This is a genomic window from Streptomyces pinistramenti (assembly GCF_020564935.1).
Classification (GTDB): Bacteria; Actinomycetota; Actinomycetes; order Streptomycetales; family Streptomycetaceae; genus Streptomyces; species Streptomyces pinistramenti.
Genome location: NZ_JAJCXB010000039.1, coordinates 1 through 25,191 on the forward strand (window position 1 = coordinate 1; position 25,191 = coordinate 25,191).

Annotated in this window: 30 protein-coding genes and 1 pseudogene; 12 read left to right on the forward strand and 19 right to left on the reverse strand. The window is 70.8% G+C overall.

Features of this window, described 5'->3' with window-relative positions:
* Positions 1 to 193: 193 nt before the first annotated feature.
* The 6 genes from LIU39_RS23690 to LIU39_RS23715 form a co-directional block, all read right to left on the reverse strand.
* On the reverse strand, positions 194 to 802 hold the full coding sequence (locus LIU39_RS23690; RefSeq protein WP_227048878.1) for a hypothetical protein: 609 nt from the start codon (positions 800 to 802) through the stop codon (positions 194 to 196).
* Between the two features lie 156 nt (positions 803 to 958).
* Positions 959 to 1,249, reverse strand: a complete 291-nt coding sequence (locus LIU39_RS23695) for a hypothetical protein (RefSeq protein ID WP_227048879.1) — start codon at positions 1,247 to 1,249, stop codon at positions 959 to 961.
* Positions 1,246 to 2,061 (reverse strand): IbrB-like domain-containing protein, encoded by an 816-nt coding sequence (locus LIU39_RS23700; protein ID WP_227048880.1) that lies wholly within the window; start codon positions 2,059 to 2,061, stop codon positions 1,246 to 1,248. Before LIU39_RS23700 ends, LIU39_RS23695 begins: the two co-directional genes overlap by 4 nt.
* Positions 2,058 to 2,465 carry a hypothetical protein gene (locus LIU39_RS23705; RefSeq protein ID WP_227048881.1) on the reverse strand — a complete coding sequence of 136 codons (408 nt, stop codon included), beginning with the start codon at positions 2,463 to 2,465 and terminating at the stop codon, positions 2,058 to 2,060. The genes LIU39_RS23700 and LIU39_RS23705 overlap by 4 nt, the downstream gene beginning before the upstream one ends.
* Positions 2,452 to 3,717, reverse strand: a complete 1,266-nt coding sequence (locus LIU39_RS23710) for a phosphoadenosine phosphosulfate reductase (RefSeq protein ID WP_227048882.1) — start codon at positions 3,715 to 3,717, stop codon at positions 2,452 to 2,454. Before LIU39_RS23710 ends, LIU39_RS23705 begins: the two co-directional genes overlap by 14 nt.
* The gene (locus LIU39_RS23715; RefSeq protein ID WP_227048883.1) at positions 3,681 to 5,156 is read right to left on the reverse strand and encodes a hypothetical protein; all 1,476 of its coding nucleotides are present in this window, start codon (positions 5,154 to 5,156) and stop codon (positions 3,681 to 3,683) included. Before LIU39_RS23715 ends, LIU39_RS23710 begins: the two co-directional genes overlap by 37 nt.
* Before the next feature lie 297 nt (positions 5,157 to 5,453).
* Here LIU39_RS23715 and LIU39_RS23720 point away from each other — a divergent pair, with 297 nt between their 5' ends.
* A complete protein-coding gene (locus LIU39_RS23720; RefSeq protein ID WP_227048884.1) occupies positions 5,454 to 5,714 on the forward strand; it encodes a hypothetical protein in 261 nt (86 codons plus the stop codon).
* 281 nt (positions 5,715 to 5,995) lie between these two features.
* Here LIU39_RS23720 and LIU39_RS23725 read toward each other — a convergent pair whose 3' ends face one another.
* The 9 genes from LIU39_RS23725 to LIU39_RS23765 form a co-directional block, all read right to left on the reverse strand.
* Positions 5,996 to 6,418 carry a hypothetical protein gene (locus LIU39_RS23725; protein ID WP_227048885.1) on the reverse strand — a complete coding sequence of 141 codons (423 nt, stop codon included), beginning with the start codon at positions 6,416 to 6,418 and terminating at the stop codon, positions 5,996 to 5,998.
* A gap of 199 nt (positions 6,419 to 6,617) precedes the next feature.
* Entirely contained in the window at positions 6,618 to 7,394 is a 777-nt protein-coding gene (locus LIU39_RS23730; RefSeq protein ID WP_227048886.1) for a nucleoside 2-deoxyribosyltransferase domain-containing protein, read from the reverse strand.
* Positions 7,391 to 7,804, reverse strand: coding sequence for an HIT family protein (locus LIU39_RS23735; RefSeq protein ID WP_227048887.1), 414 nt, complete (start codon positions 7,802 to 7,804; stop codon positions 7,391 to 7,393). Before LIU39_RS23735 ends, LIU39_RS23730 begins: the two co-directional genes overlap by 4 nt.
* A gap of 124 nt (positions 7,805 to 7,928) precedes the next feature.
* On the reverse strand, positions 7,929 to 8,657 hold the full coding sequence (locus LIU39_RS23740; RefSeq protein ID WP_227048888.1) for an exonuclease domain-containing protein: 729 nt from the start codon (positions 8,655 to 8,657) through the stop codon (positions 7,929 to 7,931).
* Between the two features lie 212 nt (positions 8,658 to 8,869).
* Positions 8,870 to 9,061 carry a hypothetical protein gene (locus LIU39_RS23745; protein WP_227048889.1) on the reverse strand — a complete coding sequence of 64 codons (192 nt, stop codon included), beginning with the start codon at positions 9,059 to 9,061 and terminating at the stop codon, positions 8,870 to 8,872.
* Positions 9,062 to 9,369: 308 nt separating this feature from the next.
* Entirely contained in the window at positions 9,370 to 9,537 is a 168-nt protein-coding gene (locus LIU39_RS23750; protein ID WP_227048890.1) for a hypothetical protein, read from the reverse strand.
* Between the two features lie 92 nt (positions 9,538 to 9,629).
* A complete protein-coding gene (locus LIU39_RS23755) occupies positions 9,630 to 10,061 on the reverse strand; it encodes a DUF3307 domain-containing protein (protein WP_227048891.1) in 432 nt (143 codons plus the stop codon).
* Positions 10,062 to 10,165: 104 nt separating this feature from the next.
* The gene (kilB, locus tag LIU39_RS23760; RefSeq protein ID WP_227048892.1) at positions 10,166 to 10,609 is read right to left on the reverse strand and encodes a plasmid transfer protein KilB; all 444 of its coding nucleotides are present in this window, start codon (positions 10,607 to 10,609) and stop codon (positions 10,166 to 10,168) included.
* Between the two features lie 103 nt (positions 10,610 to 10,712).
* Positions 10,713 to 10,952 carry a hypothetical protein gene (locus tag LIU39_RS23765; RefSeq protein WP_227048893.1) on the reverse strand — a complete coding sequence of 80 codons (240 nt, stop codon included), beginning with the start codon at positions 10,950 to 10,952 and terminating at the stop codon, positions 10,713 to 10,715.
* A 77-nt stretch (positions 10,953 to 11,029) separates the two neighbouring features.
* On the opposite strand from LIU39_RS23765, the gene LIU39_RS23770 reads away from it, so the two are divergent.
* Entirely contained in the window at positions 11,030 to 11,290 is a 261-nt protein-coding gene (locus tag LIU39_RS23770) for a hypothetical protein (protein WP_227048894.1), read from the forward strand.
* A gap of 411 nt (positions 11,291 to 11,701) precedes the next feature.
* Positions 11,702 to 13,243, forward strand: coding sequence for a hypothetical protein (locus LIU39_RS23775; RefSeq protein ID WP_227048895.1), 1,542 nt, complete (start codon positions 11,702 to 11,704; stop codon positions 13,241 to 13,243).
* An 88-nt stretch (positions 13,244 to 13,331) separates the two neighbouring features.
* On the opposite strand, the gene LIU39_RS23780 is transcribed toward LIU39_RS23775, so the two are convergent.
* The 4 genes and pseudogenes from LIU39_RS23780 to LIU39_RS23795 all read right to left on the reverse strand — a co-directional run bounded on the left by LIU39_RS23780 (position 13,332) and on the right by LIU39_RS23795 (position 19,323).
* The gene (locus tag LIU39_RS23780) at positions 13,332 to 13,958 is read right to left on the reverse strand and encodes a transcriptional regulator (protein WP_227048896.1); all 627 of its coding nucleotides are present in this window, start codon (positions 13,956 to 13,958) and stop codon (positions 13,332 to 13,334) included.
* Positions 13,959 to 15,582: 1,624 nt separating this feature from the next.
* A pseudogene (gene dnaB, locus LIU39_RS23785) lies at positions 15,583 to 16,977 on the reverse strand (replicative DNA helicase); the annotation flags it as partial.
* A complete protein-coding gene (locus LIU39_RS23790) occupies positions 16,974 to 18,032 on the reverse strand; it encodes a hypothetical protein (RefSeq protein ID WP_227048897.1) in 1,059 nt (352 codons plus the stop codon). The gene LIU39_RS23790 and the pseudogene dnaB, both read right to left, overlap by 4 nt.
* A 553-nt stretch (positions 18,033 to 18,585) precedes the next feature.
* Complete coding sequence (locus tag LIU39_RS23795; protein ID WP_227048898.1) at positions 18,586 to 19,323, reverse strand: GntR family transcriptional regulator; 738 nt, start codon at positions 19,321 to 19,323, stop codon at positions 18,586 to 18,588.
* Positions 19,324 to 19,584: 261 nt separating this feature from the next.
* Here LIU39_RS23795 and LIU39_RS23800 point away from each other — a divergent pair, with 261 nt between their 5' ends.
* The 9 genes from LIU39_RS23800 to LIU39_RS23830 all read left to right on the forward strand — a co-directional run bounded on the left by LIU39_RS23800 (position 19,585) and on the right by LIU39_RS23830 (position 25,143).
* Positions 19,585 to 20,043 carry an RNA polymerase sigma factor gene (locus LIU39_RS23800; RefSeq protein WP_227048899.1) on the forward strand — a complete coding sequence of 153 codons (459 nt, stop codon included), beginning with the start codon at positions 19,585 to 19,587 and terminating at the stop codon, positions 20,041 to 20,043.
* On the forward strand, positions 20,040 to 20,168 hold the full coding sequence (locus tag LIU39_RS35020; RefSeq protein ID WP_264483172.1) for a hypothetical protein: 129 nt from the start codon (positions 20,040 to 20,042) through the stop codon (positions 20,166 to 20,168). The genes LIU39_RS23800 and LIU39_RS35020 overlap by 4 nt, the downstream gene beginning before the upstream one ends.
* Positions 20,165 to 20,758, forward strand: a complete 594-nt coding sequence (locus LIU39_RS23805) for a hypothetical protein (RefSeq protein WP_227048900.1) — start codon at positions 20,165 to 20,167, stop codon at positions 20,756 to 20,758. Before LIU39_RS35020 ends, LIU39_RS23805 begins: the two co-directional genes overlap by 4 nt.
* 88 nt (positions 20,759 to 20,846) lie before the next feature.
* The gene (locus LIU39_RS23810; RefSeq protein ID WP_227048901.1) at positions 20,847 to 21,125 is read left to right on the forward strand and encodes a hypothetical protein; all 279 of its coding nucleotides are present in this window, start codon (positions 20,847 to 20,849) and stop codon (positions 21,123 to 21,125) included.
* Complete coding sequence (locus tag LIU39_RS23815) at positions 21,125 to 21,838, forward strand: hypothetical protein (protein WP_227048902.1); 714 nt, start codon at positions 21,125 to 21,127, stop codon at positions 21,836 to 21,838. Before LIU39_RS23810 ends, LIU39_RS23815 begins: the two co-directional genes overlap by 1 nt.
* 1 nt (position 21,839) lies before the next feature.
* Positions 21,840 to 21,965 carry a hypothetical protein gene (locus LIU39_RS35025; protein ID WP_264483173.1) on the forward strand — a complete coding sequence of 42 codons (126 nt, stop codon included), beginning with the start codon at positions 21,840 to 21,842 and terminating at the stop codon, positions 21,963 to 21,965.
* Positions 21,965 to 24,094, forward strand: coding sequence for an FtsK/SpoIIIE domain-containing protein (locus tag LIU39_RS23820; protein ID WP_227048903.1), 2,130 nt, complete (start codon positions 21,965 to 21,967; stop codon positions 24,092 to 24,094). The genes LIU39_RS35025 and LIU39_RS23820 overlap by 1 nt, the downstream gene beginning before the upstream one ends.
* A 184-nt stretch (positions 24,095 to 24,278) precedes the next feature.
* Positions 24,279 to 24,779 carry a hypothetical protein gene (locus LIU39_RS23825; RefSeq protein WP_227048904.1) on the forward strand — a complete coding sequence of 167 codons (501 nt, stop codon included), beginning with the start codon at positions 24,279 to 24,281 and terminating at the stop codon, positions 24,777 to 24,779.
* A 22-nt stretch (positions 24,780 to 24,801) separates the two neighbouring features.
* The gene (locus LIU39_RS23830; protein WP_227048905.1) at positions 24,802 to 25,143 is read left to right on the forward strand and encodes a ParB N-terminal domain-containing protein; all 342 of its coding nucleotides are present in this window, start codon (positions 24,802 to 24,804) and stop codon (positions 25,141 to 25,143) included.
* Positions 25,144 to 25,191: the final 48 nt, after the last annotated feature.

Genomic DNA, 25,191 nt, shown 5'->3' on the forward strand with positions numbered 1-25,191 from the left:
ACATGGAACGGGACACGGGTCACCCCTGTGGGTGACTGCACTCTCGACAACAGCCACCGGACGTGAGATTCGATGCAGCCCCACTCAGATCAGTGAGACTCGTCCAAGCTCAGCGAGACGGGACAGACAGACCGACAGGTTGTCGATCTTCGCTGAGACGAAACCCCATCGGTGCAGCTTGCCTGAGACCGCATCAACCTTCATTGAGACAGGTCAAGGTGAATCGCCCCACATGCCGAGAACGGGCGCGATCCGCGACCCCCGCGACGACGACGTCCGGCACGCCCTGGAGGTCTACGCCGGGCAGGGCGGACGGCTCTTCGCCCCGGAGCTGGTCGGCATGGGCCCGGACCCGCGGCCCCGCTGCGGACGGAGACCCTCGACGCCGCGCTGGCATGTACCACCGGACACGTCGACCGCCTCGGCCGCCGCGCGACGCCGCCGCGGCGCAGGCGGTGAGCCGTTCGGCGTCGGCGGTGGGGTTGGTCTGGAGGGTGTCGACGTCGGGGTGGCCGGCGTCGAGGACCCGGCGCTGGTAGACCTCCTGGTGCAAGGGCGGGAGGCTGCGCACGCTCTCGGCGCCCCAGAGCCGGATGGCGTTGTGGCGCCAGTTCTGGATGGCCGTGCGGGCCTCGTGGACGGCCTTCACGTAGTTGTGGTGGGCGGCGATCCAGTGGCTGTTGGGCGCCGTGTCCAGGGCTTCCCAGCGGGTTTCCACCAGGTGCAGGGCGCGGTCGCGCTCCCGGCGGGTGGCGGTCTCGTCGGCCGCTGCCGGTGCCCGGAGGTTGTAGAGCTCCAGCACGCGCTGGAGGCGGACCAGCTCGCTCTCGAACTGCTGGACCGGGCAAGGGCAGGAAGTTGCTGAACCCAGCCGAGAGGGACCGGTCTCCGCGCGAGCTTCCGGTAGGTCCAGCCGCCGATGTCGTGCTCCTCGGCGAGCGCGCAGCCGGTGGTTCGGTCAGTCGGTGTGCGGTTGCGGTTGTGCGGGGTGGGTGTGAGGGGCGGGGGTTGCGGGTCGGCCCGGTTTGCGGCGGTTGGGCCACCAGGCGGTGATGGTGCGGAGGTAGTACTGGCGGTGGCCGAGGTCGTCGTGGCCGTCGGGGTCAGGGGCACCCGGGTCGGCGTTGAGTGCCCGGTGGAGGGCGTCGCGCCTGACGCCGAGGCGGCGGGCGAGGCTTGCGACGGACAGGGGTATGTCCACCGTCGGTGTGTCGGGGCCTGGGGCGTCTGCGTGCGCGGGCGGTGTCATGGCTGGACGTTCTCCTCCTCGGTGTCGGGGCGGTCCCAGGCGTCGTTGACCTCCCACGCTTCGCTGAACTCCTCATCGGCCAGGAGTTCAGCGATGCCGGTGACCTGGCGCAGGCGGGTGACCTCGTCGGGGTCCATGCCGAGGTGTTCGCCGATCCAGGTGTCGGGCTTTCGCAGGCGGGCGAGTTCGAGGACGATCTCGCTCATTCCGTCGACAGTGTGCTGGCCGCGGGCGCGGTTGTGGCGGATGGTGGCGGCCATGCGGTCGGCTTTGCCGGTGCGGTCGGTGTTGACGACGGTGACGGGCAGCCGTCCGCGCACGGCTGCGCGCACGGCCTCGTCTTCCTTGCCGACGCGGTGGCGGTGGAAGCCGTCGACGACCTCGTAGTTCTGGTCGCCGGAGGTTTTCCAGGCGACGACGGGCTGGGTGTAGCCGTCGGCGCCGATGGACAGCTTGAGCAGGTCCATCTCGGGGCCGGCGACGACGTTCGGGTTGTAGGCGTTGCCGCCGACCTGGTCGGCTTCGACCCACAGCACGCAGTCGACGGGCTGGTCGCGTAGCGGGGAGTGCTCGTGCAGGGCCAGGCGCAGCGCGTTGACCGTGTCGATGCGCGTGTCTTCGTCGAGGGCGTCGAGGCGGGCGAACAGGGCGCGGGCGTCGGCGAGGATACCGGCGGCCTCCGCCGGCACCGTGCCGTCGACCGGCGCCGTGCTGTCGCTCTGTGCGGTGGCGGGGCTGGTGCCGGGCGGGGCCGGTGCGGGTTCGCCGAGGGCGTCGTCGAGGGTGGGGGCGGTGGGGTCGCCGGTCGTCATGAGGACTCCTGCGGGTGGCGGGTGAGCTTGGTGAAGTTGGTGGTCTCGGAGACGGTTTCGAAGCCGGCGGCGCGGTAGGCGGCGGCGCGGGAGTGGGTGACCGTGGCGTGCAGGGGCCGGTCGCCGGCCGCGGTGACGGCGGCGGCCACCAGCTCGGCGCGCAGGTCGTTGTTGCCGGGGGCGGTGTAGAGGGACTCCACGGCCCCGGTGCGGGTGACGCCCACGAACCCGGCGGCGCGGCGGTGGCCGTCGACGGCGACGATCCACGTCTTGCCGTCGTCGTCGAACGCCGGGCCGCCCAGGGACTTGTGGACCGCGCGGCTGCCGAACAGCGGCCCCATCAGGGTGTAGAAGCCGCGGTCGGTGTTGGTCAAGGTCCGAAAGACCAGGTCAGACGGTGCCACGGTAGCCCCACTCCCTGCGCTTGATGTCCATCTTTTTCTTGTATGTCTTGTATGCCTCGCTGGAGGCGGGCGGGCTGAAACTCAGGCCCTTGCCGTGGAAATCGTTGGTCAGCAGCATCTTGCAGACCCGCTTCCATGACGGGACGCTCTTGTTCATCGGCCCCTCGTCAGGGATCACGCCGCCCGGATACCCGCGGGCCGCATACCAGTTGAGGAACACGGCGATCTTCGTCCGGAAATGCTCAGCCACCGGCGGCGTCATGTCCGCCAGGAGCCCCTGGGCGTAGCGCTCCCAGGTCAGCCCATCGGGCAATTCGATTTTGATGCGGCCGAGGATGTTGCCGGTCTCGCGGGCGTAGCGGGCCCCGAAGTTGACGCCCTCGACGCGGGCGACGACCTTCGCCCAGGTCAGCGGCTCCAGGATGTGGTAGAGCCACAGGCCCTGGCGCTGGTCGTCGCCGTAGGGCTGGCACAGCCGGGCCTGGTGGATGGAGACCCCCGCCCGGTGCATCAGGTCGTAGACCTTGTTGTACGGCGCCTTGGTCTTGCCGTAGAAGCGCCAGATGTCCTCGGTGCGCCAGTCGTAGAGCGGGTAGGCGTTGTACAGGCCACGGGAGATCCACGTCGTCCACGCCAGGTCCTCGAAGCGGCGCTTGTCGCGCCGCGCGATCGTGCGGTACCGGTTGATGGACTCGTCCGACCGGATGCCGACCAGACACCCCGTCAGCTTCCCGCCGTGCTGCTGGGACAGCCAGGTCCCGAAGGCGGGCACGAACTCCTCGAACTCCATGCCGTAGCGGTAGAAGTCGAAGTGCTCCGGGTCGCTGATGACACCGGGGTGCTCGGGCAGCGGTCGCACCCAGCGCTCTTCCAGGCCCGGCTCCCAGCACGTCCACTCCGGCTGGAACTGCGAGACGGCGTTGCGCAGGTTCAACGGCAGCGCGACCCAGTAGACATCCAGGACATCGGCGTGACGCTCCAGCACGGTGTGCAGGTAGTCGATGGTGTGCTGGTACTGAGCCTCCAGGTCGACGATCAGCACCCCCAGCCGCCGGCCGCGCGCACGGGCCTCGTCGGCGGCCAGCTCCAGCAGGACGCCGGAGTCCTTGCCGCCGGAGAACGAGGTGTAGACGACGGGGAAGTCGGTGAAGACACGCCGGATGCGGCGGCGGGCGGCGGTGAGCACGTCGATGCCCAGCCCCACCTTGGTCTTGCTCAGTGGTCGGGCCACAGAGGCGCCGCGTTCAGCCATGCTTCCACCTCCTCCTTCGTGATCCCGGTGACGGTGCCCTCGGCGGTCGCCCGCAGGAAGACGCGGTGCTGGCGGGTGCGGCTGGTCCAGTAGCACGCCTCGTAAACGGCGTTGGGCCGCAGCACCCACTCGTACTCCGCGCCCCGGCCGGAGCGGTTGGCATGGGTGTAGTCGACCGTCGCGCTCTGGAAGAGCCGCGCGTAGCCGAAGTCGGCGTCACGCCCGGTGAGTTCGGCCAGCCACGGTTTGTCCACGTAGCGCATGGCGCTGTAGACGGCCTTGAAGCCGCCGGCGTCAGGGCGGGCCTCGACGGCCTGGGCGGCCTCGCGGGCCAGCAGAGCGGCGGCCTCCACCCCGGTGGCGACCCGCACCCGTGCCCGGACACGGCCCCGGCGGCTGCGCACGCACTCCAGCACCACACCGACCATCTCCACGTACGTCTCGCTCAGCACCCGCACCCCTGCGGCCTCCAGCGGCACCGGCGGGTTGTCCGGGCGCCGCACCGTGACGGCGTCGAGGTCATCGGTCACGTACGTCTCGGTGCCGCGGCGCAGGTCCACCCGCAGCCGCCGCACCTGCCCCGCGGCCAGCACCGGCTCGTCGCGGGGCTGGCGCACGATCCACGTCGAACCGTCCACCGTCGCCGTCGGGCAGCGGCGGTGGTGCAGCGCGCCGTCGCCCCAGTAGCCCTGCTCGGGCTCGGTCAGCTCACCGCAGTCGGCGCACCAGCCGGAGGAGAGGTTGGGCGGGCCGGCCGGAGCATCCAGAGGGCAGCCGTCGTCGTGCGCGGCGCGGTAGCGGCGGCCGGTGACTTCCTCCGGCGCTTCCAGGAGCAGCGCTACGCCCTGGCCGCGCGCCACCCACCGCCCGCACAGCAGGCAGTGCTCGCTGCGCCGGTTGGGGCGGATCACCGCGGGCCGTGGCGGGCACGTGCCGGGCGTGTGCGCCACACGGGTCGTGCCCCAGGTGTCGGTCTGCAGGCGCCCGGCGCCGGCGGCGACCTCCTGGCGGCAGTTCAGGCACCGGCCGGCGTATGCGTTCGCCGCCGGGTCGCAGCGCAGCGCGCGGTGGGCGCGGGCGTCGGCGGGCAGGCGGCGGCGCACGAAGTCCACCACCCGCTTGCCCAGCGGCGACTTCAGCTCCCACTCCTTGACCGTCTCCAGCTCCCCCGTCCCGGCCCGCGTCATCCGCACCTCCCAGCGCTCCGGGAAGGCATCGACGACCAGGACGACCGCGCCGACCGGCACGTCGTAGGCGACACCCGGCGACAGCCACGCCCCCTCGAAGGCATAGGCGTCGACTCCTGCGCCGACCGAAGTGACCAGACGGCGCCACGCCTTGCGGGCACCGTCCGGCAGGGCGGGGGCGACCAGGACGGTCCGCTCCCCGCCGCTCGTGCGAGGCGGCGCCAAGGGCCGCGCGGCCGTCGTGCCCGTCATCGCGTCACCGCCACGACGGCGGCGATCTGCATGCTCATAGCTCTCCCCGGGTGGGTGTCCGCCCGCGGACGACGGGCGGTGCCTCGACGCTCCGTACGGTACGCGCCCCCACCGACAACTCGCAACAAGTGTTGCGAGTTTCAGAGAAAGGGAAGCCGGCCCGGGAGAGCGTTGTCGAGGCACCCCACCGGACCGGCACCCCCATCCTCCCCCAGCACCGCCACCCCGCACCCACCACCCGGCGTGAACGCGGCCAAAACCCGCACCCGCACCAGGCACGGGCCCTACGGTCCAGACATGAACGACGCGACGCAGTGGGTATACGGATCGGATCCGCGCCAAGGACCAGAGCCAGGGCACGAATACCGCGAACTGACAGGCGGCGGCCCGCTCGACGGCCAGTTGCTCGACGTCACCGGCTGGAGCACCGACGCCCTCGGCCGCGGCGCCTACCTCATCACCGAGGACGGCGCCTTCGGACCAGGAGGCCGCGCTGACTACGCACCGCCCGGCGGCGACCCGACCGCGCCCTGGAGGTGGGAGGGCGACGTTCCGTAGCCCCTCCACGAACGTCGCCACCGGCGAAGGTCGGCACCCAACATGGGTGCCGACCTTCTTCGTTCTCCCTCGCCGTCCTCGGCTGGGAGCAATGCTCCCGCTACAACTCGCTCCGACTGGCTTACGTGCCTTACACCTCCTGAGCACCCCAAATAGCCTTCGACGCGTTGCGTCACCGGCCTTGAAGAGCGCACGGCGCCCCGTCCCTGGCACGGCGCGGTACGGTCGTGGGGAAGGGCCGGAGGCATCAGCACTACCTCCGGCCCTTCGCGTGGACCGCGTCAGGCGCGGGTGGGGGCGATGTAGTGACGGGTGGCGACCATCAGGATCCCCATCGCGGCGAACCCGAGGAGGGGGCCGGCACCGCGGACGACGTAGACAGCCGCGCCGTCCAGGTGTGCGCCGAGGATCTGCGTACCGATGACGGCGCCGCCCACGAGGGCGAGGCCGACGGCCACCAGGAGCGTGAGGCGGACGCCGACGGGCATCCACGCCGGGCCGCGGGACGGCCCGAGGCGGGTCTTGACGTGCGCGATGTGGGTGGTGATCGCCTCGCGCTCGGTGTCGCTGACGGTGGCGGGGACGTGGCCACACGAGCAGTGGGCGGCGTAGCGGGCGGTGCCCTCGGCAGTCGGGGCGCCTTCGGTGATGACGATGCTCGGGAAGTGCCGGCCGTCGTCGATGGCGAAGCGCTTCAGGTTCATGGGGTTCCCCCGGATGCAGGTGAGTTGGTCAATTCTTGCTTGCCTGAGCCGTGTTGGTGCCTCCACCCTGACACGCAACTTCATCAAGAACAAGTGGAGTTCTGTGAGAAGTTGAATGCCCAGGTGTAGCACTGACTGCCGGATGCCGCTCAGGCGGCGCGGCTCCTCCGCTCCCGCGGTCAGAACCGAGCCGGCGCCGTCACCGTCCCGGCCGGTGACGTCCGCCCTCACTTCGGCTGCGGGCCCACACGCTGCGGGCGTGGACCGACACCGGGGTCGGCTCTCCTTGGTCGGTCAGCTCCCAGCAGCCCTCCCGCATCGTCCAGGACAGGTCGCCGGGGCCAATCCCGTCGGTGTACATCTCCAGCACGTAGGCGTCCGCCGCAGCCAGCTGCGCCGCGGCCAGGTCGGTGTACGGCTCACTGCCCTCCCACGACGGGTTGTCCTCCCACGACGGCTCGAAGACCGTCCCGGCCGCCGCAGTTGCTGCTTGCGGGGTCACCATGAGCGCGAGCGCGGCGGTCACCGTGCCGTGAAGCGTGGTGCGGACAGGTACGCCGTGGCGGCGGGCGACGTAGATGAGGTAGCGGTTGCGTTCAGGGTTGGGGCAGTCGGTCGGCGCGCCGAGCACGACCTTGCCACTCGCCACGTCTAGGCCGAATTCCACGTTGGTCGTCATGCCCGGCAGGGTGCGCAGGTCGCGGGGGATCCAGAAGAGGATCGCGGTGGCCGCGGCGCGGGCGGCGGTCTCCCAGCCGACCTGGTCCTCGTAGCGGTCGGCGCGCTGTCCGCCCCGGGACTCGGGGCTCAGGACGGTCAGCTGCTGCTCGCCGGTCCACTGGGCGGCGAGGGCCTCGATGGCGGCGGGCCGCCAGGACGGGACGGGGGCGCTCTTGTCCGGGGTGGGGCCGGCCAGGAACACGGAAGGGCCGCTGGGGAGGGGTTCGCGGGCCATGACCAGGTTGACGGTGTTCACGGGCGGGCTCCATTCTGCGCGGTTCGGGCGGTGTGCTGCGGGGTCCAGGGCAGGGGCAGGCCGTCGTCGGCCTGGCGGGGTACGACGTGGACGTGCAGGTGGAAGACGGACTGAGTCGCCACCTCCCCCTTGCTCGTGATGATGTTTGCGGCGGGGTGCTCGGCCATCAGCTCGGCGGCGCGGCGCATCACCGCGGCGGATACGTCCGGGTCGGTGCCGGCGTCTTCGACGTGAACGCGCGGCAGGACGAAGACGTGGCCTTCGTTGACTCCGCCGCTGCGCGGGCGGACCGCGAGGGCGTCCGGCCATTCGCGGACGATGACGGCCGGGGCCTTTCCGGCGGCGATGGCACAGAAAACGCAGTCCTTGCCGGGCCTAGCAGCGGCAAGCTCGTGGTCTTCGTTGTTCACGGTGTCTCCGATTCGATTCGCCGGTCCGGGGCCGGCCAGGACAGCGGCCGGCCCGGACCTTGGTGCGGTTGGTGCTCGAAGCCGTCCGCTGCGCCCGGCCGCCGAGTGGCGGCCGGGCGCGGGGTCATGCGGTGGTGTTCCGCTGGTGCGGGATGAGGGGCCAGTCGCTGCGGACGCTGTCGGCCTGGTGCTCCTTGCCGGGCGTGCGGCGGAAGTAGCCGGCCAGCGCCTCGGCCTGCTCCCGGGCCCACTGCATCTGGAGCTGGTGCAGCTGATCGAGCGGGACGCGGGACAGGTCGGGGAACGTCTGGCCCATCCGCCAGACGATGCGGCAGGCGGCGAGGGCGTCGGCGTCCGCACGGTGCGCTCCGCCGTGCTCCACGCGGTAGTGCCGGGCGAGGTCTTCGAGCTTCCGGCTGCCCCGGCGGAACTGGTCGAGGTGCTTGTCGAGGACGCGCGGGTCGACCACCGTCAGCTCCCCGCCGACGGCGTCTGCCAGGGGCTGGACCCCGTGCCGGCGGGCCTCGCGGTCCAGCAGCGTCAGGTCGAACACCGCGTTCATGACGATGACGGGCAGCCCGCCCCGGGCGGCGGCGGTGACCGCCTCGACGACCTCGGCGACGACGTCGGCGGCCAGGCGGCCATCAGTGCGGGCTCGGTCGGTGGTGATGCCGTGCACGGCCGCGGCGGCCTCGCTGATCTCGATACCGGGATCCGCGAGCCACGTCGCCGACTCGGTGGGCTGCCCACCGCCGCACTGGACAACGCAGGCGGTGACGATACGGTCCGATTCGAGGTCGACGCCGGTGGTTTCCAGGTCGACGCCGCACAGGCGGCCGGTGTGCCAGGTCACAGGTCATCTCCTTGATGCTTGCCAGCGTTGTTGCGCAGGGCGGCTGCCCGGCCTTCGTACCCGGGCCCGCTTCCCGGCGCGGGTGCTCGCCGCGCCGGGAAGCGGACCGGTGCTCTCAGGTCCTGCCCCGAAGGCACAGGTCGCAGTGGGGTGACCGCAGTCGAGGCCGTGCATGCGCTCGGTGGACTGCGTCCAGGCGTAGCCGTGACACGTCAGCCGGTGATGTCGAAGACCAGGCCGCTGGGCGCCACGGTGAGGACGGTGGCGCATCCGTCGCACGTGTAGTCGCGGTACCCGTGCGCCCGGTCCATTGCAGCCATGGGCTCGTCGCAGCAGCCGGGCGTGGTGTCGAGGCCGAGGTCGTCGCCGATGGACAGTTCGAGGCCGTGGGTGTTCGGTCCCATGAGATCTCCTTTACGGGCAGCTGGTCAGGCGCAGGAGGCAAGCTCCAAGTCGCCTGGTCAGTAGGACAGTTGGTGATTCGTTCAGGCGGTTCGCCTGGCGATGGATCCACCATGACACATAACTTCACCAAGAACAATACAACTTCAACGAGAACATGAATGCTTCGGCAGATATCTCTGGGAAACTCCGCCGCTTGGAACCAACGGCCGGGACCTGCCGCGTCTCCCCTGCCGGCCCGCAGACACGTACGGGCCGGGAATGCTGACGGCCCCGCAGGCGGGGCCGTCAGGTAGTGCATGACTGCCAATCAGTCGTCGCTCCTGCTCTTCTTCCTGCCCTTGCTCTTCTTGCTCTTGCCCTCCGTGGCGATGAACCTGACGCCGGGAGCGATCATGCGGGCCTCCCCCTCAGCGCGGGTGGTCTCGGTGTACGTGCCGTCGGGACCGGTAACGGTGCGCTTGCGTGTCCAGCCCATGCCCGTTTCTCCCTCGCTCGTGGATGTGCGGTCGTGGTGCGGATCGCCGGCCGGATCGGGGTGTGAGACCAGCCGCCGGGAACGGACGTTCGTCAGCTCAGGCCGGTCAGGGCCAGGGCGGCGACGGCCAGGGCCGTCAGGTGCGCAGCCTGATCGACGTGGGCCAGGCCGCCGTGTTTGACGAAGTCACGCTGGCCGGTGGTCTCCATCCACCAGCGCACCGGCCACCGGCGGTCGATGACGGCGTGTGTGCCGCCGATCCACAGCAGGCCGGCGGCAGCGGCCGGGACGGTCAGCGGCAGGCCCAGGACGAGGACGCCGAGGGCGAGGGCGACGCCGGTCGTCAGCACGTGCGTCCCCGCATGGACCAGGTTCGGGCCCCACCCGTGGTGGTAGCGGCCGGGATTCTCGTCCGTGTCCCCCTCGGTCCAGCCGGCCTTGCATCCGGCCTGGCGATCGGTCTGGAAGGGGTAGTCGCTCAGCAGGTGCGCGACGTACATCAGGATGAATAACGATGGGAACATGGGGTTCTCCTCCGGTGTCGAGCTGGCGGGAGGCGGGGCGGCCGGTCGGTTGGCACTGCGGGCCGCTCCGCAGTTCAGCGGTTGTTCTGGGTTGCGCCGGCTGCTCAGGCGAAGCGCTGCGCAGCGGTGGCCATGAAACGGTCGGCGGCCTCGATGGCGGACTCCCGGCGGGCGTCGAGGTCGACGGCGCCGCGCAGCGCGTAGGCGGCGCGGGCGGCATCCTCGGCGGCCGGGGCGAGCGCCGGCACGAGGATCGACACCAGCGCCTTGGGCCCCTCAATCGAGGAACGGGTGGCGTGCGACTCGGCGCGGGCGGCAGCGACGCGGTCGGCGCCCGCGCCGGTCAGGCGCAGGTCCTCACGCACGGCCATCGCCCGGCGGTGAGCGGCCACGGCCGCGGTGAAGGCGACAGCGGCCTCCAGCTCCTTGTCCCGACGGGCATCGTCCCGCTCGCCCTCGCGGGCCGTGCGGGCGGTGCGGTGCTGGAGAAGCCCGGCGACCACCGCGCCGAGCAGCGTGCCGGCGACGGCGATCAGGGTGCTGACCATGAGTCTCCTTCGGTTGTGTGGGGCCGCTGACGTCCCGGGCAGCAGCCGAGTGCCCCGGGCCGGATCCGATCCGGCAGCGTCACGCCTGGTCCGGGGCTCCAGGTCAGCCCCGGTCGCGTGTGATGAGGCGGACGTCGGGGTCGCCTTGCAGGTCTTCGGTGCTGCGGGTCCAGTCGGCCCAGGCCGCGACCTCGGCGGCGGCAAGGAGCGCGCCGGCCTGGGTCGGGAAAGCGGCGAGCACGAGGCCCTCGTAGTGGCCGATCCGCCACGGGTAGGCGTCGTCCTCCTCCCGCGATTGGCGTCCTTTGAGGCGGTTCGCCTGCCGGTGGATCCACCATGACACAAAACTTCACTGAGAACAAGATTACTTTACCTAGAACAAAAAGGCTTCACTGGCCAGATTTGGGCTACCCTGTGAGGATGGCTATTCCCGAGAAGGCGCAGCTAGAGGCCCTGGAACTCGTCGACGAACTGGGCAGGAAGCGGGCGAAACTTCTCGCCGACGCGGACGAACTGCTCCCGCAGATCAAGGAGGCGGTGCTACGCGCGGTGCAGCTCGGCGCCTCCCGCTCCCGCGTCCAGGACCTCAGCAGGGTCAGCCCCGGCCCCGTCTACCGCTGGTACCGCGAGGCCGGGCTGGAAATGAGGAAGGACAAGACAGACGACGGCGAGACGAACTGACGCCCTCTCCGTCCGGCCCGCCTTGCCGTCCGGACGCCGAAGGAACGGGCAGCGCGGCCAGCCCCAGAACCACTGCGGGCCTGTACCGGTCGACCGGTACAGGCCCGCTTCATCCTTCATGTGCGTGGAGCTGGCTCGGACTCCATCCGGATCCGGATGGAGTCCGCGTCCTCGGCCGGATCCGCAACCCGGCCGGGAGTGCCGACCGCTACCGTGGTTATGCATCACCCGGCTAGCCGCGTACTGCCGGTCGCCGCTCAGTCCGCGCCCACGCAGCGGACACCCTCGATACGGGGGCGGCCAAGGTCTCCTGGGGCCCGCGTAGATCACTGCGAGTGCGCCGTCCGTCGTCCTTCTGCGGCCCCTGACGTACGGCCGGAGGAGCGTGGGTCTGTCCGGCTGGGAGACGTCATGCCGAAGAAGCAACCGACCGCAGCGAAGCGGGCCCGCACCGCCGCCCGCACCGGCGCCAAGTACACCGCCGCCCGCCGCGAAGCGGGCGCCCACCACCGCCTTCCGCCCCACATCGGCCTCTTCGACGACCAGACACTGCCCGAGGGCGAGCGCATGGTCGTCGACTGCCTCCGGGCGCTCATGGCCCAGGGAGAGCAGCTGGCGGTGCGCATCGCCGAGCCCGATCCGGAGGTCGTCGATGCGCAGCTGCCGGCCGCGGAGCGGGGTGTGAGCCCGCAGTGGCGGCGGTGGGCGTCGGTCCAGGCCGCCGTCGACGGGTACGTGCTGCGGGAGACCCAGTACGGGCCGAACCGCTCCGGCTACACCCAGGCCAGCCGCGGGCCCCGCGTGCCGGTGCCGGTGCGCGCGGCCGACGGCACCGTGACCGTGGTGGCGATGCCCGAGTGGGCGTGGCTGCACGAGGGCCGGTGGATCTGGGCTCACACCGGCTGGCCGCTGGAGTCGCCCGGCCGGATCGTGGACCCGCCGCAGGAGTTCGCGCCGGCGCCGGCACTGCGCTGGCAGGTCGCGGTCTGGCTCGACCTCGGCGGAGGGAGAGTGCTGGGCGAGGACTACGGCGGCAGCACCTCCAGCTGGCAGACCGTCGGCTGGTGCGCGAGCCGGGCCGACGCCCGCCAGATCGCCCGCGCCTACACCACGCACCGCGGCCCCTACGCCCGCGCCGACGTCGTGGAGCACGGGACCGACAATGGTGTCGTCTCCCTCACCACGGACACCTACCTCCCGGCGCCGGACGCTCCCGAGCGCCCCCGCGCCTGCCCCGCCCCGGGTCCACGCCCGGCCTCCCCCGGCCGGTCCGAGATCCCCGAACCCGCCTGGCACCGGCGGCAGGGCAATCCTCCGGACTCGTCGCTGACCGTGTGGACCACCGCCGGCTGGCGCACGCTGGTGTGGACCGACTACCAGACCGCGAACATCGCAGCCATGCTCGGCATCGGTGCCGGCGGCCCGTACCCGTGGGCGGAGAGCTGGGGGCCACGTCACCCCGACCGGGACCTGCACGAGTGGACCCAGGAAGGCCGCAAGCTGCACGGCCAGTTCCCCGAACCCAGCTTTCAGGAACACACGAACTTCATCGACGCCGCGCGCCGTACCAGGGAAGACGCTCTGGTGGCCGCGCTCGCCGAACGGGGCGGCCTCACCCCCGGCCAGGCCGCCGCCCGTCTGGCTCAGGGCGGCCAGACGTACCGCGAGGTCCTGGACGTCGGGCAGGCAGCCATCTCCCGCGCCCTCCACCCCACCCGCCGCGCCCTGCCCCAGGGCCCCGAGCGCACCGCGATCCGGCACGCCCTGGACGACCTCACCGACCATCATCTGCTGCCCGCCGACGCGGAGCGCCTCGCCAATGAGCAGTTGGACAGTGAGGCCGAGGCGGACCGCCCGCCCGAGGTGACCGCCTGGTGCCGCCGGGCAGTCGCCGAGTACATCGCACCCGCCCCCGACACGGACGCCGTCTGCCGCCGAGCCGCCACCCGCTGAGCTGTAACCAAGCTCCCCGCACGGCAGCGGTCCCGCCCTCCCGCCGGGCCCCTACGTCCGTACAGGGCCCGGCGGTTGAACGGTTGGGTCAGGCGATGGCGGCGCTGCCCACCCACGCGTAGACCAGATACTCGCCGCCCTCCTCCATCGCCGCGAAGGCCAAGTCCTCCACCGCGCCGTAGTCGCCCTCCTCCCACGCGTTCAGCAGCGGCCCCCACCGGTACTCGGAGATGCGCACCTCGCCGGGACCGAGGACGCGGCGGTGCTTTTCCTGCACGCGGCTCTGGTCGAGGGGGGTGACCTGGATGGTGGCGCCGCGGCCGCGGTCGAACTCGCGGCGCACCGCGCGGCGGGCGCCGCCCTTGCGGGCCAGCGTCGCCTGGTATGCCTGCTCGATCCGCTCCAGGCTCGCCGGGCGGGGCCGGCGCCGCCCCTTGGACCAGTCATTCACATCGCGCGGCTTGATGCCGTGCTCGGCTGCTGCCTCGCGTGCCGGGCCGGTCTTGGCGAGCGCGTTGAGGCGGGCGTTGAGCCCGCGGCGGGTCGTGATCGGTGACTTGATGCCGCGCACGCGGCCGGCCGCGGCCTCGTCGAGGAAGGTGCCGATGGCCTGGCCGAGCGGTGTGCCGGTCGCGCCGAGCTGGCCGTTGGGCACGTAGCCGGGGATGCTGGAGCGGCGGGCCCCCGGCCCGCTGGAGCGGGACGCCTCAGGCATCAGAATTCCCCTCATTCTCATCGGTCTTGATCTTCATGTTGCCGGGATTGCTGCCCTCGGTGAAAACCGTCCACGGGTCGCCGATGACGTGCAGTTCGTCGGTGCCGCCGGTGTGCACGATGTCCAGTCCGCCCTTCGCGGCCTTGAAGGCGCGCATGTGCAGATTCATGAAAGCCCTGGAGCGGAGGATATTGACGTGGTCGCGGCGCGTACGGCGGTTGTTGCTGCTGCTCCCGCCGATGGTCGAGGCGAATTTCGCGTACATCTTCTTGATGAGGAAGTCCCGCATTTTGTCGCCGCTCGCCTTCGCGGAAGCGCGCTCGTCACGGAGGAATACGCGGAGGTCTTCGAGGAGGTTTTCGGTGGCGTGCGCGGTCCACGTGCGGTGAATGCGCGGCGCCTCGCACAGGCGGCCCTGCTTGTCGCCCGCGAGGTCGAACAGCCGCATCAGGACCGGGTGCGGGACGATGATCCGGCCCCGCTCCAGACGGTTGCCGAGCGGGTGCGGGAGGTCGGCGTGCTCCCATTCCACGTAGTCGATCTCGTACAGCCCCGAACGGGTTTTACTTTCGCCCTTCGGGCGGTATTCCGACGGGTCGTCAGCGTGCACTCCGCGGTCCTCGTTGGAGGTGAGAGCCTGCAGCGGCAGCCATGCCTTGAACGCGCTCAGATAGGCGCACGGGACATCCAGACGGACCACATCTGCATCGTCCTGGTAACGGTACGGGTCACCGAACTTCGGGCGGGCTTCCCACACTTCGGCCCAGCCGCCGTTGCCGTCCTTACCTCCCGGCGTGAAGCCGTCGAGGGTCTTTTGGTGGACGAATCCCTTCTGGTAGCGGGTGCCCGCCCGGAAAATGTCGAGCAGGTCCATCACCGCCGGAATCGCGGCCTTCTCCAGACGCGCCATGGCTTTTTCCGGGTCGCCCTTCGCGGCCTTGAGGGCCTTCGCGACGACGGCCTCCATCAGCTCCAGTGCCTGCGCGGTCCGGCGCTCCGCAGGCACCGGCTGCACCGGACCACCCACCGCCCGGACCGCCGCAGCGGACTCGACCGGCGCCTCGTCGGCGGGGACTTGCTCCGCGGGGGCCGGCCCGGCCGGGGCCGGCTGCTCGTCGAGGTGGGGCTCGTCGGCCGCGTCCTGGCGCTCGTCGGCGTCGGGCGGCTCTACGGTGGGCGCCATGGATGCCTTCGAGCCCGGCGAGCTTCCCTGCTTCTGCGCACGTCCGCGGTCCGGCGGGCATTGGGTCGGGTGCGGGGTGTCGCGGTCGCTCGTGGCGGCCATGGCCGGGGAGTTGTGGCATTCGGATGCTTCGTTGACGTCCGATGCGGCGGTGTCGCGGGCGGCATCGGCGTTCGAGGAATCGGGGCAGTCGCCGGTGGATGCTCGCGCGTCGCTGGGGCTCCCCGCCCCGGCCTCCCCGGAGAGGCCGTTTACGGCCGTCTGAGCGCCTGCGGCGCCCACAGGTGCCTCCTGGGCCGGAATGGCGCTCCCGTTGCGCGAGGCGGCCGTGTAGAGATCTTCGAGGCGGCGTGCGGCGGGAAGGAACGCGGGGGCGGCCGTGTAGCGGGGGACGTACTCGCGCGGCACGACTTTGACGGTCGATCCGTCGGCGCCTTCGGCAGCCATGTCCACGAACCGGCTGTAGTGACCTTGGAACGCGGCCGTCACGGTCGACGTGGGCCCGTTGCGGTGCTTGCCGACGATCAGGTCCGCCTCCCCCGCGCGGGGGGACTCCTTGTCGTAGGCGTCCTCCCGGTGCAGCAGGATCACCACATCGGCATCCTGCTCGACCGATCCGCTCTCGCGCAGGTCGGCGACCTGCGGCATTTTGTCCTGGCGTAGTTCGGGGCCGCGGTTGAGCTGGGCCAGGGCCAGGACGGGAACGTCGAGTTCCTTGGCCAGCTTCTTGAGTGACCGGCTGATCTGCCCTACCTCCTGCTGGCGGTTCTCGCGCGAGCGCCCGTCGTAGGTGAGGAGCTGGAGGTAGTCCACGACGATCAGGGCCAGGCCGCCGTACTTCTGGGCGGCACGGCGGGCCTTGGTCCGGATGCTCATCACCGTGAGGTCGGGTGAGGTGTCCAGTTCCAGCGGGGCGCCCTGAATAGCGGGCATGGCCTTGGCGACGCGGTTCCAGTGTTCTTCGGTGAGGGTTCCGTCCTTGAGGTGGTGCAGGGGCACGCGGGCCTGCGCGGCAATCAGCCGCTGGTGCAGCTCGCGGCGGTTCATCTCCAGGGAGAAGAACGCGACGGGCCACCCGTGCTTGATGGCACAGGTACGGGCCGCGTCCAGCCCGAACACGGACTTGCCCATGGCGGGGCGGCCGGCGCCGACGATGAGCTGGGAGGAATGGAACCCGCCCGTAAGCCGGTCAAGGTCGGAAATCCCCGTGGGGGCCCCGGTGATGGTGCCGGGCTTCATGTCCTTGAGCGCGTCGATGGCGTCCACGGTGTCGTCCAGCCCTTCGCCGATGGGGGCGAAGTCGTCGGCCGGGGCCTCGTGGGTGAGGGCGAACACGTCGGCCTGCGCAGCATCGACCGCGGCGGCTGCCTCGCCTTCGGCGGTATATCCGCTCTGGGCGATCCGGGTACCGGCCTCGGTCAGCCCGCGGAAGACAGCGCGGCTCCGGATGATCTCGGCGTAGTAGGAGGCATTCGCCGCGGTCGGCACTCGCTGTACGAGGGTGTGCAGGTACGAGGCGCCACCGATGCGGCCGATCTCGCCCGTCTTCGTGAGGTGCGCGGCCAGGGTGATGGGGTCAGCCGGCTCGCCCGCGGCGTACAGGTCGACGATGCCCTGATAGATGATCGCGTGGACGGGCCGGTAGAAATCTCCCGGCCCGGCCAGGACGTCGATGACGTCGGCGATGGCGTCCTTGGCCAGCAACATGCCGCCGAGCGTGGATTGTTCAGCGTCGAAGTCGTTCGGCGGCATCCGGTCCATGCCGGTGCCGGCGTCGGCCGGTACGTTGGACATTGAATCTCTCCCTTGGGATTCGGTGGCGGTGCCCCTGCTCATGCGACGGGAAGGGGCGCCGCCGTTGCGTGCGGGTCGGGTGTTCCCTCGGTGCGGGCCACGACCTGGCCGGGGTGACAGTCCGGGCACGGGCGCACGGCGTCGTTGGTCTCGATCAGCCGCATGGATGCGGACGGGCCGGGGTCCATGCCGTCGTTGCAGCGCCCGCACCACTTCGGCAGCACGGGCCGGGCGGCGGCGTCCGGTTCCCAGCGAAGCCACATCTTCGCGAGGTCGAGCCAGGAGGCTTCCCGCGCCATGGCGACGGCGCACGCTTCGAGCTGGGCGGCATCAGCAGGGTCGTCCCCGTCGACGAGCAGACCGCGGGCGGCGGAAGCGATCCGGCGCCGCGCATCGGCCGGTGCCCGGTACCCGTGCGTCTTGCGGGCGCGAGCCCATGCGTAACCGATCTCGTCGGCACGCTCCCCCGCCTCGGTGGTTTCGTCGCTGCCGGCGGGCGAAGCCTGCCGCGGGACCGGCGGCGCCGAAGGCGCCCGGTCTTGCTTGTCGTCCTGGTGCTCATCGTTCTCTCTCTCCTTCACAGCTCCCGGCGAGGGGGGCTGGGGGGAGAGAGATTCACTCTGAGGGTTACTGAGGGATTGTGGTCTCACTGGTGAGACCACGGTGGTCTCACTGGCGAGACTATTAATGGTCTCACTGGTGAGACCATTGCCCCCCCCTTTGGTCTCACCAGTGAGACCATTGCTCTGAGCTGCAGCGAAGGGGTTCTCGTCCTCGGGACGATCGGTGGGATGGGTGCCGAAGAACGGGTCGCGCGCGGCGCGAAGGGCCTCAAGGTTGACCCAGGTGTCGGACGTGGCCCGGCCGCCGCCCGTGCGCCCCTTGCGGCGGCTGATCAGGAGGTTCCGATCCACGAGCTGCGCGCGCCAGCGCCGGAAGGTGCTCTTCGGCATACCCGACTCGCGCATGAGGCGCTCCTCGCCCGCGAACGTCTTCCCGGCCGGGTCCGTGTGGTTGCACATAGCGGTGAGCACAGCCTTCTCCTGCGCGCACAGCCCGGATGCCTCCAGAACGAGAGCAATGTGCTGGACGCTCACGCCGCCACCCGCCGCTCCGCAGAGGACAGGTCCGCTTCACACGCGTCCGCGCCCGCGGACTCCGAGTCGAGCGCGGAGTCCGGGACCGCAACAGGAGCCTTCGCTGCCTGACGGCTCACCTCTGCGAGATGGTCGTGATGGTCGTGCAACGCCTTCCGCCAAGTGCGCGGATAGCCCCCCCGCATCCACTCGCTCTGAGCTCGTTGCGCGCCGCACAGGCCGTCTGACCTGCTGCGCTCTGCACCTCTTGTACTGGTGCTCTCCGGAGAGCTCTCCGCAGCTCGTACCTGCGGGGACTGGTGACTCACGTGTCTCCTTCTGAGCCACCGCCAGAGTGATCATGGGCACAGGCACTAGAGATTTCTCCCCAGTCCTGCCGTACACTCGGCGATGACTCTGCTAGGTCACGCGAACCCGTTTCCCGGACTTCGACCCTCTGAGGCTTCGACCCCTCTGAGGACCCGGGAGCGGGTTTTCGCGTGTTTACAGATCTTGTTTTGTGGTTCGTGCAGCCTACGGGGTTACCACCTCCGAAGAGATGGCGTGTCTTCGATCAGGACTGAGGGCTCGGGCTCAGGGACGTGGACCAGCGGAGGATTGTCGTTCCCCCTGAAATCTTGACCGCCACTTCCACGACCCGGCCGTCCTTAAGGACGACCGTGCGGACAACCTGAGTCACGACGACATCCTTCGCGGTGAGCCCCAGGGCGGTCTTCTCTGACTCAGTTGCCAGCCTGGAGGTCACCTCCTCCAGAACGTGGTCCTGAGCCACCTTCAGCCGTTCTGCTGCGAGTTCGCGCGACCCTCCGGTCGTCACGGGCTCGGTCAGCTCTGGTGTCGCGGCCACCACGTAAGCCGGGTAGTAGGAGCTGCTGACATGGACCGGTGCGCCATTGCGGCTGACGAGCCGACGTCGAACATGCACGGGCGTGCCGGGGGCTACGTCGAGCCTCGGCGCGATCAGCTCATCGGCACCGACGGTGCCGACCTCCAGGATGCGAGAGGTCTCGCCTGCACCGAGCGCCTTGCCCGTTGCCTCATGCAGGCGGACGCGAGCTTCGATGTTGCTGCTGGCCGGCCCCGCGACGATCGTTCCGATGCCCGCCTGAGGGAGGGTCAGGCCCTCCAGCTTGAGCTTGCGGAACGCGCGGTTTGCCGTTGTTTGGGCCACGCCGAACTGCTCACAGACCTTCCGCAACGACGGTAGAGCGTCGCCCGGCTTAAGTTCCCCGGCCTGGATCTGCTGGCGGTAGTGCGCGGCGATTTCCGCGTATCCGACTGCCTCGGGCATACCGACTCCCCTCGGATTCTCGGGCTGCGCTCTGAGGTTCGAGTGCAGCAGTACACCACGAAGGGTAAAGCATGTGGTGTTCTATCGCTACCACTAGCGTGATGAATCGCTAGTGGTCTACTATGGTTCTCGGCGCAGCCCGCTGCAGTACTGGACGGGCGCTGCCCTTGGGTGCGCACACACCCAGAAAGCAGTAGGCCCCGGCGCGCACACGCCGGGGCCCAAGACCGACCCATCTGCCTGAACAGAAGGGACCGATCCATGATGGATCGTATCGATGTACGCCCCGCGTCTTCACAGGCAGGGCCGCTTTCGGCCCAGTCCGCTGAGCGTCTTGACCGGCTTTTCCGCCTCTACCACCAGCAGCTGACCGCCTTCACGGACACCCTGATTGCGGACTCTGCTAAGGCGGAGGACGTCGTGATGGAGGTCTGGCTGCGGGCCGCTGCTTCCCGCCGTCCGCTGCCGGCCGACGACGGCCAGGCGTATGCATGGCTGCGGGCCGTCACCGCCCGCGTGGCGGTCGACCCGGACGTGGTCGAGCTGCCGACTGACTGGACCACGACGTCCGCCGGGCTCCCGACCACCCCGTCGGCCGAGGACGCCGCCCTGGCCGGCCTTGTCCTCCAGAAGGTCCGGATGGTCGTGCACGCCGCCCTGGACACGCCCGCTTCCTCTGCTGCCGCCCGCGAGGCGCGGGTCTCGGAGGTGGCGGCATGACCAAGTCCGAGCAGGAACAGGCGGCTGCCGAGGCCGCCGAGGCCGTCAAGGCGGCCGAGGACATGCGCCGCCAGGCCGAGGAAGAGCTTCGTCGTCACGGCCAGGCCATGGGGGGTGTGCGATGAACGACCTGGAACTGCTGTGGGAAATCGCCCGTCTACGGGCGGACCTGGACCGTCTCATCCCTGAGCGGCTCCGAGCCGCAGGTCGGTCGCAGCCCGTTCCGGCTCCGGCCGGGCGGCGGGGGCCGTGGGGGAAGGCCCCGGAGTCGATCGCGAGGGGCCTGCGCCGGCTGCAGCTGGCGCAGCCGGTGACGGACGGACGGCTGGCCGAGCAGCGGCATTTGCTGGATGCGGATGCGGACACCTGCATGCCGCTGCCCGGCGTGCAGGCTCTGCGGCACGACCGCCGTGCCGTCGAGGAGGACGGCACTGTTCACGCTGCCCGCTACGCCGGGGACTTGTGGTCGTTCACGACGGCCTGCCAGGTGTATCCCGCGCCGGCGGCGGTCCGCATCGAGGCCACGCCGGACCGCGCGGTGACCTGCCGCGGGTGCCGGGCGGCGACGGACGGCAGGAAGGTCGCGAGCGAGGCGGCGAAGGCGGCCGAGGCCGGGGTGCCGCTGACCGCGCGGGAGTTCTTCGCGGTGACCGACTTCTCCCGTCCGTACATCCCGGAGCTGGACGACGCCCCGGACGAGGACCCGCAGGACTGACGGGCTCCCCATCGTCGCCAGCCCTGTCCTTGGGGCTGGGGTCGGTGGAGGGCCCGGACAGTCCGCGCCTGGAGAGGACCTCTTCCACATGTATGGCCAACTCCGCATCACGCTGCTGGACAAGGCGGTGTCCGCTGCCGGCCGGTGCGCCCGGGCGGGGCGCACCGTGGTCCAGCTGGCCACCCGCACCCGCTTACGGCCCACCGACGTGTACGCCGCGCTGCTGACGGCGCGGTTCATGGCCGCGCACGAACTGATCGACCAGGCCGCCGAGCTGACCGCCGAGGACCCCGAGGCCGAGGTGGTCCAGATCCGCCAGCCGCTCTGGTTCGGCGCCACGACGATCTACGACGAGGAGACGCACTGATGAGCAGCAGCACTCCGTACAACTGGGCGGCCGACAACGGGTTCAGCAAGCCGGCCGCTTCCTCTACCCCGCAGCAGGCGCGCCCGGCGGGCCCGCAGGTTCCGCCGTCCCGGCCGCGGCCCGCCTCCGGTGGTTCGGGCGGTTCGGGTGGTTCGCGGACGACGCACCGTCAGCGGACGTACAACAAGTCGCGGGTCTACAACCTCAACGTCGGCGGCGTGGGCGGCGCGGCGAACGGCAACGGCGGCGGCAATGCCGGTTCAGGGAACGGCGGCGGGAACGGCACGGCGGCCGGGAACGGCGGCTCGGCGTCCGGCGGCGGGGCGGCGGCGGACCGTCACCAGGGTGACCAGCTGATCCACAAGATCGAGCGGATCGAGTTCCGCTCCGACAAGGACATCCTGGCCCTGGCCAAGGCCATCAATCACTTGGGCCGCGAACTGCACCTGATCCTGGGGATGCGCGCCGAGGAAGTGAACGGGGTCCTCAGCACCTACAAGGGCAAGTGGTACACCTTCGGCGCCAGCAGCCGGGTCAAGGCCCGTCTGGTCTCTGCCCACCTCAAGGTGTCCGCGGAAGCGGCGAAGGCGCTGGGCGTCGGTGCGTTGAAGATGGCGCACGCTTTCGACCGGCACTTCGTCAAGCCCGAGCAGGAAGCCAAGCAGCAGCGCCGCGGCCAGAAGACCCGCCCGAGCTTCACGATCGGGGACTGACATGGACGGGTGCGACGACCTGCCCGAATGCATCTTGTGCGGTGCCCCCGGCGGCTACCCGTACTGCAACGCGGCCTGCAAAGAGGCCGACCAGGACTACCTGCCCGACGACTACGAGGAGGAGTGATGAGCCGTCGCAAGAGCGTGAACACGCAGTCCACCGGCGCGGAGATCGTGCCGGTCGGCAAGGGCGGAGTGGCTGGCTACCTGGTCGGCCGGGTGCTGCCGTACGTCTCCCCGTGGGCCGGCGCCGCCGTCCTGCCGCCGCTGGCCGGGCTGGCGACCAACACCATGTGGGGCGATGCCCCGCTGTCGGCCGGGCTGGCCTCGGCCGCCCTGGCAGTCGGCGGCACGGCCCTGTCCGCCGTGACGTGGAAGAGCGCCGGCAGCGACAGCAAAGTCGGCCGCTTCCGCCGCGCCCAGGCCACCGCGAGCGTCGCGGCGGGGATGGGATGGCTGACCTGCGCGACGGCCGCCGGCCCGTTCGTGCACCCGGTGCTGGACTTCTGGCTGCTGGGCGGCGGGCTGGTCGCCGCGAGCTGGAACGTGCGGCAGCTGATGCGCAACGGCGGCCCCGCCGAGGCCGCCGAGAGCGGCGACAAGAACGGGCTGGGCGCCCTGGCGCAGGCGATCGGCCTGGAGAAGGTCCGCGTCAAGGACGCCAAGGGCTCGGGCAAGGGCACCGTCTCCGCGCAGCTGGCGGTGGAGCCGGGAGGAACGATCGAAGCGGTCCAGGCGACCACCGGCAAGGTCGCGGCGGCACTCCAGGTCCCGCCGTCCGGCGTCATCGTCACCGCGGATGCGGAGGACGCCTCCCAGGGCACCGTGTCGCTGCGGGTCGCCGACCTCCTCAAGGACGGCGTCCCGTTCGCGATGCCGCGCGAACTGGGGCTGCTGCCCACCGCCGAGATCCCGCTCGGGCTCTATGCCGACGGCGAGGTGTGGGCGATCAACCCGTTCGCCGCGGCGATCCTCCAGCACGTCCTGGTGATGGGCGTGACCGGCGCCGGCAAGTCCGAGCTGCTGCGCTCGCTGGTGGCCCACCTGGCCACACGCCGGAAGATGAGCATCTTCCTGGTGGACCTGGCCAAGGGCCGGCAGACCGTGGGGCACATCGCCGACGGCATCGACTGGCTGATCCAGGACGCCAAGACAGCCAAGCGGATGCTGCGCGCGCTGCCGGCCGCCATCAAGGCCCGTGGCGACCAGCTCGCCGAAGAGGGCCTGGACCAGTGGACCCCGGACTCCTCCCTCAACGCCCTACTGGTGTGGATCGAGGAGGCGGCCGACGTCGCCGACTTCGACGAACTGGAGGAGATCGCCCGCAAGGCCCGCTCGGTGGGCATCTGGCTGGGCATCAGCCTCCAGCGCGCCACCTGGACCAACGTCTCCACCGACGTACGCGCCAACCTCCAGGCCACGATGTGCTTCGGCGTCAACGAAGCGGGCGATGCCGGGTTCTGCCTCCCGGACCGCGTCACGGACGCGGGCGCCGTTCCGGCCTGGGGCTCGGACCGCCCCGGCTACGCCTTCGCCACCGGCATGGGCATCCCGGACGCCCGATGGACGACGGAGGTCCGCTCCGGCCTGACCGAACGCGACGTGCTGGCCGGCCTGGTGGCCGCCGCCGCTCCGTACCGGGATCCGCTGGACACCACGACCGCCGCCGCGCTCGGACAGGCGTACGAGCAGCGCGCCCACCGCGGCACCAACCGCACCACTCCGGGCGTGCAGAGCGCAGCTCCGGCTCCGATGACCGCTGCTCCGGCCACGCGGAGCGCCACTCCGCCCGCCGCCGCAGCGGTTCCGGGAGTGCAGGATCCCCACTCCGATGACGGGATGGACGACGCCATGGACGACACCTTCAGCGAGGCCGAGCAGGTGGAGTTGCAAGACACCTACGACGAGGTGATGGGCGCCATCCCCGGTGACCCCGAGCCCGATGCCGACTACGCCCACCTCGTTCTGGAAGACGACGTCCCCGACGCCGACCCCGACTCCGGCATCGAGTTCGCCGCGCCCGCCCGGCCGTCGACCGAGGAGGCCCGCGAAATCCTCTACGGCGAGATCGACGGCTGGATGCACAGCCAGCGTCTGGAGTTCGAGCCGGCCGACCTGATCCCCGCCACGCTGGCCGCCGGCCGCAAGCGGCCCTGGCTGCAGGGCGAGCTGAAGAAGCTCACGGAGCTGGGTGTGCTGCGGCACGACGCCCACGGCGTCTACACGATCGTCGAGAGCCCCTTCGTCCCCGCCTGACCGTCACCGATGGTGACGGTGTGACAGTCACGGCCGGGCCTGACATTTGACTGTCAGGCCCGGCCAGGGCCTAAAGGGAAGTCACAGGAAATCCCACGTGACAGGCCCTGACAGCGGCCCTGACTGTCAAAAACACCGCTCTGACACCGGGCCTGACAGTTACTCACCGTGAAAGAGGAACATCATGTTCCAGCACCCCCAGCGGCCCCCCGCAACCCCTCCCGCGGGCGACGCCGAGTCCCACGTGGCGGCCCTGATCGGCGCCGTGGAGGACGCCTACCGGCCCGCCCCGGCCATGCCGACGGTCTACCGCGACACCAGCCCGCTCCCCCTGACCGGCACCGCTCCCCCCGTCGCCCAGCCTGGCCAGCCCCCGATGAGCCAACGCGCCACCGACGCCAGCGGCCTGATGCTCGCGGCCGGTGTGGCGTCCGTTCCGGTCGGCGGCTCCACGGCGCTCGTCCTGTGGGCGCTGGGCCAGGTCGACCCGGTGGTCCTGGCCCTGGCCGGCGCCGCCCCCGTCGCCCTCCTCATCGCCCTGGCCCGGGTCATCAAGCACACCAAGGCCGCCTCCCAGGACACCCCCGCCGCCCACCACCACTACGCCGGGCCCGTCCACCAGGAACACCGCCAGGTCACCACCACCACGCGCGGCGTCATCGCCCGCACCACGAACGGCGGGTGAGCAGGTGCGCTACCGAGGCCAGATGCCGACCGCGCTGCTGCGCGATGACGCGATCCGCCCCACCGAGTACACACGCTGGGCCGACGCGCACAAGCGCTTCGCCCGGCGGGAGAAGGACGCGTCCATCGTGGCCGGCCTGTGCGAATCGATCCCCCGTCAGGGCCTGCAGACCCCGATCACCCTCGGCATCTCCGACCGCTGGGGCGACGTGTACGTCACCGACGGACACCACCGCGCGGTGGCGCTGATGACCCTGCGCGCACCTCGGTTCCCGTTCCACTGGTACTGGATCGGCGACCGCAGCGTCCGCATCGAGGACACCCCGTTCCCCTACCACCTGCTCGGCCTGGAACCGCAGCCGTGACCACGACAACGGGCCGGGAGATCACACCTCCCGGCCCGCCCCGGCCGC